Origin of the sequence: Paenibacillus hebaui (assembly GCF_051934385.1) — a bacterium.
GTDB lineage: Bacteria > Bacillota > Bacilli > Paenibacillales > Paenibacillaceae > Paenibacillus.
On record NZ_CP196836.1, the window covers coordinates 989,785 to 1,002,077 of the forward strand.

General features: G+C 43.1%; 12 protein-coding genes. 7 read left to right on the plus strand and 5 right to left on the minus strand.

Annotated features, from left to right (window positions below; all coding sequences use genetic code 11):
• Window positions 1–13: 13 nt before the first annotated feature.
• Both ACR32F_RS04375 and ACR32F_RS04380 read right to left on the minus strand, forming a co-directional pair.
• Complete coding sequence (locus ACR32F_RS04375; protein WP_440116502.1) at window positions 14–1,003, minus strand: aldo/keto reductase family protein; 990 nt, start codon at window positions 1,001–1,003, stop codon at window positions 14–16.
• 96 nt (window positions 1,004–1,099) lie between these two features.
• Window positions 1,100–2,137 carry a PocR ligand-binding domain-containing protein gene (locus tag ACR32F_RS04380; RefSeq protein ID WP_440116504.1) on the minus strand — a complete coding sequence of 346 codons (1,038 nt, stop codon included), beginning with the start codon at window positions 2,135–2,137 and terminating at the stop codon, window positions 1,100–1,102.
• 548 nt (window positions 2,138–2,685) lie between these two features.
• On the opposite strand from ACR32F_RS04380, the gene ACR32F_RS04385 reads away from it, so the two are divergent.
• The 5 genes from ACR32F_RS04385 (at window position 2,686) to sda (ending at window position 7,711) form a co-directional block, all read left to right on the plus strand.
• Window positions 2,686–3,828, plus strand: coding sequence for a glycerol dehydrogenase (locus ACR32F_RS04385; RefSeq protein WP_440116506.1), 1,143 nt, complete (start codon window positions 2,686–2,688; stop codon window positions 3,826–3,828).
• Window positions 3,828–5,597, plus strand: a complete 1,770-nt coding sequence (gene dhaK, locus ACR32F_RS04390; protein WP_440116508.1) for a dihydroxyacetone kinase subunit DhaK — start codon at window positions 3,828–3,830, stop codon at window positions 5,595–5,597. The genes ACR32F_RS04385 and dhaK overlap by 1 nt, the downstream gene beginning before the upstream one ends.
• Before the next feature lie 827 nt (window positions 5,598–6,424).
• Window positions 6,425–6,670: a hypothetical protein gene (locus tag ACR32F_RS04395; protein WP_440116510.1), complete on the plus strand. Its 246-nt coding sequence runs from the start codon at window positions 6,425–6,427 to the stop codon at window positions 6,668–6,670.
• A 40-nt stretch (window positions 6,671–6,710) separates the two neighbouring features.
• Window positions 6,711–7,409, plus strand: a complete 699-nt coding sequence (locus ACR32F_RS04400; RefSeq protein ID WP_440116512.1) for a Type 1 glutamine amidotransferase-like domain-containing protein — start codon at window positions 6,711–6,713, stop codon at window positions 7,407–7,409.
• Window positions 7,410–7,561: 152 nt separating this feature from the next.
• Complete coding sequence (gene sda, locus ACR32F_RS04405) at window positions 7,562–7,711, plus strand: sporulation histidine kinase inhibitor Sda (protein ID WP_440116514.1); 150 nt, start codon at window positions 7,562–7,564, stop codon at window positions 7,709–7,711.
• 21 nt (window positions 7,712–7,732) lie between these two features.
• Here sda and ACR32F_RS04410 read toward each other — a convergent pair whose 3' ends face one another.
• A complete protein-coding gene (locus ACR32F_RS04410) occupies window positions 7,733–8,299 on the minus strand; it encodes a beta-class carbonic anhydrase (RefSeq protein WP_440116516.1) in 567 nt (188 codons plus the stop codon).
• An 803-nt stretch (window positions 8,300–9,102) separates the two neighbouring features.
• Between ACR32F_RS04410 and ACR32F_RS04415 the strand changes: the two genes are divergently transcribed.
• Entirely contained in the window at window positions 9,103–9,579 is a 477-nt protein-coding gene (locus ACR32F_RS04415) for an SDR family NAD(P)-dependent oxidoreductase (protein ID WP_440116518.1), read from the plus strand.
• A gap of 559 nt (window positions 9,580–10,138) precedes the next feature.
• On the opposite strand, the gene ACR32F_RS04420 is transcribed toward ACR32F_RS04415, so the two are convergent.
• Both ACR32F_RS04420 and ACR32F_RS04425 read right to left on the minus strand, forming a co-directional pair.
• A complete protein-coding gene (locus ACR32F_RS04420; protein WP_440116520.1) occupies window positions 10,139–10,396 on the minus strand; it encodes a winged helix-turn-helix domain-containing protein in 258 nt (85 codons plus the stop codon).
• Window positions 10,389–10,532 (minus strand): terminase gpP N-terminus-related DNA-binding protein, encoded by a 144-nt coding sequence (locus ACR32F_RS04425; RefSeq protein WP_440116522.1) that lies wholly within the window; start codon window positions 10,530–10,532, stop codon window positions 10,389–10,391. Before ACR32F_RS04425 ends, ACR32F_RS04420 begins: the two co-directional genes overlap by 8 nt.
• Window positions 10,533–10,677: 145 nt before the next feature.
• On the opposite strand from ACR32F_RS04425, the gene ACR32F_RS04430 reads away from it, so the two are divergent.
• Complete coding sequence (locus ACR32F_RS04430) at window positions 10,678–11,907, plus strand: GAF domain-containing sensor histidine kinase (RefSeq protein WP_440116524.1); 1,230 nt, start codon at window positions 10,678–10,680, stop codon at window positions 11,905–11,907.
• Window positions 11,908–12,293 lie beyond the last annotated feature (386 nt).

Consider the following 12,293-nt stretch of genomic DNA (forward strand, 5'->3'; position numbering starts at 1 on the left):
TAAAAAAAAGAAACTATCCCGTCTTGCCTGGATCTCGTTCAATCCACTGGTTTAGTATTTTGTCGATGCGAGACATGATCTCCTGATCCAGTTTCACACCGGAGGCTTTTACATTTTCCAATACTTGCTCCGGCCGGGATGCACCGATAATGACGGAACTGACATATGGATGCTGGAGAACCCAGGCAACGGCGAGTTGAGGGAGGGTTAGACCCACCTCTTTGGCCAATGGTACAAGCTGTTGCACAGCGGTAAGAACCTCTTCGCGTAACCACTGACCAGCCAGTTTGTTGAAAAAGGGTGCTCCTGCCTCGGCAGCTGCACGTGATCCGATGGGCAACGCTTCGTTAGGTGTATATTTGCCTGATAGTATGCCCTGAGCAAGAGGAGACCATGTAATCTGTCCCAGACCTACTTGATTGCTTGCGGGCACGACTTCTTGCTCAATAACACGCCATAACATCGAATACTGGGGCTGGCTTGCAATCAAGGGGACGTGAAGTTCCCTTGCCAATGCGGCTCCTCGTGCAATCTGATCCGCGTTCCATTCACTTATGCCAATATAGTGTACTTTGCCCTGACGAACGAGATCGGCAAATGCCAGAAACGTCTCTTCCAGGGGAGTATTATAATCATAACGGTGAGCGTAATAGACATCGATATATTCGGTCTGTAACCGTTGTAATGAACCATTGCAGGCTTCCATGATATGTTTGCGGGAAAGCCCGCGGTCATTGTGACCTGATCCGGTGGGGTGACAGACTTTGGTGCACAGTTCAATGCTCTCTCTTCGTATATCCTTAAGAGCCTGTCCCAATACGGTTTCTGCTTTGGTATTCGAGTATACGTCTGCCGTATCAAATGTAGTAATACTTGCGTCCAAAGCGGCCCGCACACAAGCTTCTGCTATTCCATCATCCACTTGCGCTCCGTGCGTAATCCAGTTGCCCAGTGAAATTTCACTGACGGTTAATCCACTGTTTCCTAATTTGCGATACTCCATCGATGTCGCCTCCCTAAGTAATCTGGACTCCATTGTAGCAATGGCAGATTAATAGGTAAAATATCTTTTAGTCCCATCTGTGATACGAAAAAGATATCAGTGAATCTTTTCCTGGAAGTATTTACGATAGAGGGCGGGCGTAATCTCCTCGAACTTTTTGAATATTTTGATAAAATATCCCGATTCATTAAACCCCAGTTCATCACTGATCTGTGATACGGGCATGTCGGTGACCTCCAGCAATTGCTTGGCCCACTTGATTTTGAGACGTGCCAGGTAGGTAGTGAAGTTCTCACCCGTTTCCTTGGCAAACAATCTGCTGAAATAACTTGGACTTAGGTGGCATAGTTCGGCCATTTGTTTGAGCGAAACCTGCTCACTCTTGTGACTGTGAATGTATTCAAAAGCAGGCTGGAGCACCGGACTTGCGCTTTCCATATCGCTTGGACTGTTTTTGAGATACGCATCCGCGATGGCGTTGGTCATCTCTTTTTTGATTGACTCGATATTGCGAATGGAATAACCGGGCAGAATGGTGGAGAGGTTGGGCGCCTCCTGATTTCCCGAGGCTTTCTCGAACATCTCGACCAGCAGATTTTTGTTGAGCGCTTCCTCCACAATGTAGTTGCAGAGCAGGGATAACATGTTGGAGATTTTCACAATCTCTTCATAGGACATCACAGGCAGCTGGGCATAATCGTCCTTTAATTCCTCAAGCTTCGCTGCATGCATGGGCACGTTCTTGGACGTGACAATCTGTTCCAGGTCGCTTCCCTTCTCTGGATCAGCGAGTTTCACTTGTCCTGCCATCACGGCACCGATATATTTGCCATCGATCGTGATCGGAATCGCGATATCAATAATATTGAAATGGCATAGATACACATAAGGTTCATTCAACCGAACTGCCTCCAGACCGCCGCGCGAATCACATTTTTGGCAGTAGGGGAGCAACTCGGGGTCTTTGCGTACATTCTGGCAGAAGGCCTGACAGCTGCTGTGACTGGTTACGGGAATGCCTTTATAGTCAACGGTGAGGATCGCGAGTTTGGTAACTGTTGCAAGAGAATCTTGTAGGCGCTTCCATTTATCCAGGTCCAAAATTTTATTAATATGCAGATATTCTTTAATCATTGGGTGAAACCTCCATAGCTAATCTGATTCAGGATTTCGTCCGTTAAAAGTTAGCAAGTTGTACATATTAAGATGTAATGCCTGCGGGTAATGTAGGATATGAGGTCAAAAATCAACCATCTCATGACAATAAGATACCATGATTCCGTCGAAAAGCAAGAAATTACGATTGCAAATTATAATAATTTGTTATCAAAGTCCACTGTAACCCTCACATGTATGAGTTATATTTAAATTAATTGTGAGCAATTAAAATTTAATGTATTAGAGGTTGTTCAAAAAGTCCGCTTTTGATTACGAATCATGCCTAGCGGCATCATCAGCATCGAAGTTGAAATTCAGCCGAAATGTCCGTTGCTCACGTCGTTTTCCCTACGCTCCGCTACTCCATTTCTAGCTTCATTCCATCTTCTCGGTTCTGAAAAACAGACTTTTTGAACACGCACTTAAAGTTCAACTAAGAATCGCACCAGGTTGTTCTGTCGACGGAGTAGATGTGCAGTAATCTGTTAATGACATTATATAATCTATAGGAGGCATATATTAATATGAGAAAAGCATTTATCAGCCCAACCAAATATGTACAAGGCGAAGATGAGTTGTTCAACCTGGGGTACTTTGTTAAATCCTTCGGAGAATCTGCCTTGCTGATTGCACATCCGGATGATGTACAGCGTGTAAAGGCGAAGCTGGATGCAACAGCTGAGAAATTCAATATTACTTTTATTGAAAGCGGTTTTAAAGGGGAATGTTCCCGTGAGGAAGTTGCGCGTCTGCAAGAGATTGCAAAGGAAAAAGGATGTCACTCTACGATCGGTCTCGGTGGCGGTAAAGCCATTGATGCTGCCAAATGTGTAGCTGAAGGCGAAGCACTGATCATCTGCCCAACGATTGCGGCAACAGACGCACCAACAAGTCACTCCGCTGTATTGTACACACCGGATGGTGCCTTTGATGACTACGCTTATTTCAAACAAAGCCCAAGTGTGGTACTCGTGGATACAACGGTAATCGCCAACGCTCCAACACGTTTCCTGGTATCCGGTATGGGAGATGCGCTCTCTACATACTTCGAAGCAAGAGCAACAGCGAAATCCTATTCCCGTGTGAACGCAAGTCTGCCAATGGGTTCCCGCGAAGGATATACACCATCTGCAGTTGGTACGAATGCAGCATTAGCGCTGGCAAAATTGTGTTATGAAATGTTACTGACTGACGGAGCGAAAGCGAAAGTAGCGAGTGATAGCAACGTCGTAACCCAAGCGCTGGAAAACATCGTTGAGACCAACATACTGTTGTCCGGTCTTGGATTTGAAAGTGGCGGTCTGGCCGCAGCACATGCGATCCACAACGGTTTGACTGTTCTGGAGGGTACACATCACTTCTTCCACGGTGAAAAAGTATCGTTCGGTACGATTGCACAACTCGTCCTCGAAAATGCACCAACGGAAGAGCTGCACGAAGTCATGGACTTCTGTCTCGCAGTTGGACTGCCTGTTAGCTTGGCGGATATCGGTGTAGATACGATTAGTCAGGAAGAGTTGTTGAAAGTTGCAGAGATCGCTTGCATTCCGGAGGAATCCATTCACGCGATGCCGTTCCCGATCACCGTTCCTGAAGTGGCTGCTGCCATTGCAGCGGCTGATCGCATGGGCCGTGAGTACAAAGCAGCTCGCCGGGAGGCAAAATAATGAAGAAAATCATTAACCAAGCAGAACATGTTGTTATGGAAATGTGCAACGGGATTGCGCTCGCACACCCGGAGCTGGAATTCCTGAAGAAATATAAAGTCATCAAGCGCAGAGAGATTCAGGTCGATAAAGTCAGCCTGATCAGCGGCGGCGGCAGCGGACATGAACCAGCTCATGCAGGTTATGTGGGTAAAGGCATGCTGGATGCAGCGGTATGTGGAGATGTATTCGCATCTCCTTCCCAAATCCAGGTGTACCAGGCGATCAAGGCTACAGCCAGCAACAAGGGTACGCTTTTGATCATCAAAAACTACAGTGGCGACATGATGAACTTCAAAAACGCAGCGCATCTGGCAGCGGAAGATGGCATTGACGTGCAATATGTACGGGTTGAGGATGACATCGCTGTGCAGGACAGCCTGTATACCGTTGGACGCCGCGGCGTTGCCGGAACTGTACTGGTTCACAAGATTGCCGGAGCAGCAGCCGAAGAAGGCCGTAGTCTGGCAGACGTGAAATCCGTTGCCGAGAAAGCAGCTCAGAACGTGCGCAGTATTGGATTCGGATTCACATCCTGTACCGTGCCAGCCAAAGGCACACCGACCTTTGAAATTGCTGAAGATGAGATGGAATTTGGCGTAGGTATTCATGGTGAGCCAGGTATTCGCCGTGAGAAAATCGTGTCTGCGGATGAATTGGCAGGGCGTATGGTCAAAGCGTTGCTGGCAGACATGAAGCTGGACAATGATGCTTCCGCTGAGATTGCGGTGCTCGTGAATGGTTTTGGCGCAACACCTTTGCAAGAACTGTACCTGCTCAACAATTCCGTTCAGCGTGAGCTTGCGGGACATACAGGTTTGCAGGTAGCTACAACGTTTGTAGGCAATTACATGACAAGTATCGATATGGCGGGCGCATCGGTTACGATCCTGAAACTGGATGATGAACTGAAAACCCTGTTGTTCAAGGAAAGTGACACACCAGCGTTTAAAGTATCCGGTCCACCAGTAGCACAAGTGGCGTATTCCGAAGCATTGGAAGCCGTTGTGAGTGAAGACGCTCCGGTATCTTACGAAGTGGAGACGCCTGCAACATCTGCGGTGATCAGCAACAATCAATTCTCTCTGGACAATGTCGTCTATCTGATTGATAAAATGGGTGAGATCATCATCAAGAATGAAGTACCATTCTGTGAACTGGATTCCCATGCAGGTGACGGCGATTTCGGTATGAGTGTGGCGAAAGGCTTCCGTCAGTTAAAACGCGAATGGAATCACATCATTAACGAAGATAAAAAAGACATCGGTTCATTCCTTGATGCATGTTCCTTAGTCATCATGGAATATTGTGGCGGCGCATCCGGTCCAATCTGGGGTTCGGCATTCCGTGCGGCTGGCAAAGCTGTAGGGGATAAACAGCAATTGAACGTTGCTGAATTTGCTGAAATGTTACAAGGGGCAGTGCAAGGCATTCAATCCACGGGAGAGCGTTCTTTCGGACGTGGTGCCGTTGTAGGCGACAAAACCTTGATCGATGCACTTGTTCCGTGTGCCGATTCCTGGACGCAAAGTGCGGAGTCTGGAGATGACTTCAAAACAGCCTTTGCCAAAGGTGCAGCAGCAGCCGTTGAAGGTGCGAAGAAAACCGAAGACATCGTGGCACGTATGGGCCGTGCGGGTACCGTCGGCGATCGTAGTCTGGGCTACCCTGACGCTGGCGCTTATGCGCTGGGTGTTATTTTCACAGAGCTATCTGAGGCGATGAAATAAGATTGATCTATGGGTTTGTCTGGGAAACTGTTTATTTTATATTATAATGTCGGTAACTTTATAGTATATTGTCGGTAGTTTTATCTAATGATGTCGGCAAACTCGTAAAAACTCTAATTATTCAATGAAAAATATAAAATTATGAAGTGTTTTCTCTACAAAGTGCAGCGTTACTTAGTGATGCTGCACTTTGTGGTATAATGTCGTTTTTTTATTTTGGGATTTATGATGCGAAATATATGAAACTAATACCATGTTTTTATCAAGATAGAAAGTCGTTCTGGTAATATTGATTTTATAAAAGAAAAATATATTTAAATTTAAGGATATAACAGCATTATTATGTAGTACCTAGAGACAATTCGACGTCAGTTGGAATCAAGCTAAAAAGGCCATTATCATAAAAGGGATACTCGCTACATTTCACTTAAAGTCAATGAAGCGAACGGTACCTCATTATTTCCAAAAGGCTCAAAACAAGAGGTTACTTAGGTAATTGCGATAGAAGGGAAACAACTTCATATTCTTTGGGATTGAGATCTTGTTCAACTGCTAAACTTGGAAGCAAAGACTAATACGAATGCAAACGAATTACAAATCAAAGCCAAGTGAAGATATGATTGTAAAAAAGACGAGAGCGGAGTTTCTGCCCTCGTCTTTTTTATGAAAGGTAATGTCCTAGCCATTCTGGTGCGCTGCTAAAAACTGTTTGATGCTCATCGAACTTTGACCAGTGAGCTCTTTGTAATCCTGAGTTACCTGCTCATATTCACCTTCAGCTGAAGCGGCATCAAAAGAAGCTAGAGCTTCTGTCGGGAAATAAGAACATGGTCCCATTAAAGTTGCTATTCACGATTGCTGCCGGGGAATCTTTAGATTGGATAAATAGCAAAGAAGGTTTCACACAAGGTATGAGTACTGGAGGCTACTTGCTTTTCAATGGAGTGGTGGCGATTATCGCGTTGATGGGGATGTATGGGGATCAGCTGGTTCAGACCCGGACGATACTGTTCATCTATCTTATTGAACTAACGGGCAGGTTAGTTGAAAGAGGGGTTGTTTATTATTTGTAGAACTAATTACTTATTACTTTTTTATGAAAGGAGTACATAGATGAGACAAATAATTGCTCTTGGTGGTGGAGGATTCTCAATGGAACCAGATAATCCATTGTTAGATTTGTATATATTAAAACAAGCAAAGAAAGTTAAGCCGCAAATTTGCTTCATCCCTACTGCAAGTGGAGATTCTGATAATTATATATCAAGGTATTATAACTTTTTTAATCAGCAAGATTGTAAACCATCTCATTTATCTTTATTTGAACCTCCGACAAGGGATTTTGAGAGCTTTATTTTAGAGAAGGATATTGTTTATGTTGGTGGAGGAAACACTAAAAACCTTTTAGCTTTGTGGAAAGAATGGGGTTTAGACAGTATTTTAAGAAAAGCGTGGAATCAAGGCGTTATTTTAACTGGGTTAAGTGCAGGTTCCATTTGTTGGTTTGAAGAAGGGGTTACTGACTCGTATGGGGATGGACTTGAACCAATAAAATGTTTGAGTTTTTTAAAGGGGAGTAATTGTCCGCATTACGATGGAGAAATAGAAAGAAGACCTGCATATCACAAACTTATTGAATCAAAAAAAATTCAATCAGGGATTGCTACAGATGATGGGGTTGCTATTCATTACAAAGAACAAGGAATTAGTAAAATAGTTAGCTCAAGACCTAACGCTAAGGCGTATAGTGTTTCCTTCGAAAAGAAGGTTATAGAGACAGAACTTCAAACAGAATTTTTAGGTTCTTATTGAACTAACGGGAAACGATAGCTTAATAAAACCAAGGAGGCAGCCGATCAACGTGTGAACTGAAACGGAACAAGGTTAAAAGAAAGACCGGAGAAAGTCCCGGCTAGTTAATCATAGAAACGCGGTCTTTATTATTTGTTCGGGCAGATGATTTATTGATACAGATGTATTATAAAGTTATTGAAGATCAGTTAGACAAAGACCTCGTCCAAATGATCTTCAAGAAAATATGTTCCAGAAACCTTCCATTGGGAAGTAGTAGCAGTCATAAACAGAAAACCACTATTTATTGTACATTCAAGTGATCAAACTTGTGTCAATACAGGTTAGCTATCCTTATACCCGTCAACAAGCAAGTCAAGTTTCCCTGTATTCGGGTCGATGACAAGACCATGAACCGGAACGTTATCGGGTAGAAGCGGATGATGCTTAACCGTCTTAACACTAGATTTAACTGATTCTTCCACGCTGTCGAAGCCATGGAGCCATTTATGCAAATCGATTCCTGCACTTTCTAGTGTATCAAGCTTATCGGACGAAATACCTCGTTCCTTCATTTTGTTTATGGTTCCATCTGGGTCGATTGCACCCATGCCGCAATCATGATGACCTATTACAAACACTTCATCGGCTTTTAATTCATAGATAGCTACGATAATGCTTCGCATAACACTGCCGAACGGATGTAAAACAATTGCGCCCGCATCTTTAATTATTTTGGCATTACCTTCCTTTATATTCAACGCTTTGGGGAGTAGATCGACAAGCCTTGCGTCCATACAGGTTACGACAACGATTTTCCTATCCTTATAACGAGTTCCTTGATATTTCTCAAATTCCTTATCCTCAACAAACTCTTGGTTAAAATGAAGAATTTCATATAATCTTTCCATTCTAATCACCTCGTCTAGTTTTCATGCCGAAAATTATTATACCTCGGCGTGGCAAATAAACGCTACATCAATCGAAAGGAAATGATAATGTCGATAGGTGGTTGTGGGCGCATTCTCGAAAATTTTAAAAAATTGTGCAAGAGCGTTCCCGCTTCTATATGTCACGTACAACCCTTTCTAATTCTTTAAGCGAACAAGAGAGCAAACCCTCCCACTATATTGCTTCTGGAGGCGCAACGGTACAGCAACCCTTTTCCGTAAATCCAGGATTTATACATATAAAACTGCTAATGAAGAACAATAGTAGTCATGAAGTGAATGTTAGTTTAACGCACTTAGATACTAGTAAAGTGTATTTTGCTATAACGATTGCTGCCGGGGAACTTTAGATTGGATAAATAGTAAAGAAGGTTTCACACAAGGTATGAGTACTGGAGGCTACTTGCTTCAATGGAGTGGTGGCGGTTATCGCGTTGATGGGGAAGTATGGGGATCAGCTGGTTCAGACCCGGACGATACTGTCCATCTATCTTATTGAACTAACGGGCAGGATAGCTTAATGAATACCAGGAAGAGAATGCCTGAATTTTCTTTTTCTTTCTATCATCTAAAAAATTTACTAAAATAAAGTAAAAACGGAGGTTGAACAGCAAATGAGTATGTATATTTTCTTTTATAATCAAGATCGATATAACATTTCAGGAAGGGATTACTGAGATCTCAGTCTGCGAATCGAACAGTTGAACGTTTCCGGCCGAATCGATGTGCTCTTAAATAACGCCGGCTACGGAGTGGTAGGTGCAGTGGAGGAGACTGGATCCGATAAAGTTAAGAAAAATTTTGAAACCGGCATGACCGGCTATACTGGTTTTGGTATATACTGTGCCACAAAGTTTGCTGTAGAAGGAATTACCGAATCACTGGCTCTGGAGGTCGCCCCATTAGGCATTTATGTGACGGCTGTCGCACCAGGATTTTTCCGAACCAATTTCCTGGATGGTTCATCGTTGCTTCGGGCAGACCGGGTCATTTCCGATTATGTGGGTATCTCTGGTGAAATGGAGAACTTCGCTTCTCATTACAATAAAAACCAACCTAGCGATCCGATGAAACTGGCAGAAGCTATTGTCAAGTTGACGAATGCAGAACAACCTCCGGTCCATCTGCTCCTGGGTAATGATGCTCTCGAAGCGTATAGAGAAAAAAACAAACGTCTGGAACAAGAAATAACTGCATGGCACGACGTCACTACAAGCACGGACCATGATGATGTAAGATGAGAATCATGCAGGACCGGTACTTGGAATGTCCAGTGGAGTGCTAGTGGGACGTGACGTTCCCGGTGGGATTATAGGCAATATTATCGCTTAGGGGCCATTGTTGTAGTATTTATTCTGTGCGCTATCCTTGGCGGAACTCGACGAAGCTGAAGATTATATTCGTTTATCGAAGAAAGACATGTTTATGGCCAATAGTTGACCATAAACATGTCTTTTGGTTTTTTATAGGGAATATGTTGCTTTTGAACTCATCAATGTTTTATAGGATAATGAAGAGAAGATTTGAAGTAAAGGGTAATTAAGTTCATTTCAGAGCAGCTTTATCTACTTTGTCTAAATAAATTTAGTCTACGACGTCCTGATATTCAGCAATAAAGGTGGGATCCAGATGGATGGACGAATCCAATATAATTGCCAATTTTCCAGAACGATACACCCTAAAAATAGATTCCAAAAAGAGCACTTGAGAGTCATTTTCTTCTGGCGATTTATGCATTAATATCGGTAGTGGGGGAAGCTTGGGGATATTCTCAAAAAATGCGGGGTTTGCCTCTCGTAGCTACCCACGTTTTAGAGTACGTAACCCCAGTTGCTTGAGAAGATGTGCCACGCCTCGCTTTAAGTATGATTTCTTAAACTCCCGTTCAATCCAAACTGTTACCAAATGTAGTGTCCATTCGGAATTCGAGGATAACCCAAGATCCGAAGGTCGATGGTTTTGAATGAATAGAAAGAGTAGGTCTTCTTGTTCGGGTTCTAATTTTCGTGGAGCAGCGTGATTAGATTGAAGCCAGTCTAATCCGCTTTGTTTATACATCTTTATATATATGATAAAATTGTTTTTCACTAAGCTGGATAATGGTCGATATTTCGCGAACAGGAAATCCGGATAGAAATAGATACAGGGCCTGGAATCTATGGAAAAACCATCTTTCATATTCTGTTGATCTCATGCGGAGCAATCAATAATTATACTTCCCCTGAGGATAGGTATATACCCTCCTATTCCCCATTTTTATATCTATTAAATCAGAAATACGGAAAAATTTCCGACCACTTAGGACATTTGCTATAAAAAATATTAGGAGGGATGAACCAATGACTATTCAATCTGAACCGTCTCAAAAAACTGAACAAGAGCGAATTGATGTTCTAAGAAGGTATCAGATTTTGGATACTCCTCCGGATGGATCTTTCGACAGAATCGCGGCCCTAGCTTCTCAACTATTAAGAGCTCCTATTGGAATCGTGAGCTTAGTAGATACGAATCGAATATGGTTTAAAGCCCATCACGGATTGGATGTGCAGGAGATCGACCGGGATCCCGGACTTTGTGCGTCGGCCATTCTTGAAAATGTGCCATATGTTCTTAGTGATGCCCTGAAAGATCCACGATCCTTAACCAACCCTTTGGTATCTGGAGAATTTGGACTCCGTTTCTATGCGGGTGTGCCTCTGAAGACCCACGACAACTATAACTTGGGTATGTTGTGTGTACTGGACTTCCAGCCACGTACGATCACGGAAGAGGAACTTGATATTCTTCAGAATTTGGCTCAAATCGTCATGGATGAAATGGAATTGCGTTTGGCCTCTCGCCAAATTCATCAATTAAGTAAAGAGAAATCTGAACTGTTAGCGGTCTTAAGCCATGAAATCCGCACCCCTTTGAATGGGATCATGGCGATCGCTGACTTACTCCATTCGACTGAGCCGACCGAGGAACAAAGCGAATATGTTGACATCATTCAGACTAGCGGTAAATCCCTGCTTGTCCTACTGAACCATATCTTGGATTATTCGAAAATGGACGCAGGTAAAATGGAACTAAATATTGAACCATTTAGTATCCATTCCTGTATAGAAGAGGTCTGCCAGCTCTTTATGGCTCAAACCGAAAATAAAGGGATTGATTTAAACCATGAAATTGATTCAGCTATTCCGATGGTGTTACTAGGTGATGAGCATAAAATTCGGCAGATCTTAGTTAATCTAGTAGGAAATGCTGTTAAATTTACAAAGAAGGGAGAAGTGAACACTACGGTTAGATTGATCTCGATTCAAGATAATCCTAACCAAGCAAACGTATCCTTCACAGTGAAGGATACAGGCATCGGGATTCGAAGCGATCAAATATGCCGATTGTTCCGTTCCTTCACTCAAGTTCATGCCAAGGCTGACGGTGAACAATATGAGGGAGCCGGATTAGGCCTTTCGATCTGCAAACAATTGGTTGAATTGATGGATGGACGGATTTGGATCGAGGAGTCCAATGAAGGCGGTACGGCGTTCACTTTTGAAATCAAATTACCTGTTATTTCTGGATAACATCATTCTTTATCAAGCCAGTGAATCCTTAAAGGATTTTACCGGCATTTTTTTAATACATGGCCACCTTATTTTGGATCATCAAAGTTGATGTAACCCAGATTAGAGGTAAAAAAAGAGAGCCTTTGTAATAGCTATCGTTTGCGGTTTCCTAGACCAACAGCGTACTGATTTCGCCCCAGATATTAGCGGAAAACAAGCATGAAAACCTAGCATCCGAAGCAAGTGGAGTTTGCACGAACGATTCACAATTCTGGAAATGATCTTCTACGTCTTATCGATGAGATCTTGGATTTATCATAAACTGAAGCTGGTCATTATCAACTATTTATTTGGATGATATCAAAGAGAGCTTGAGAGCTTGTATCGGATTTTTCAATCAATGG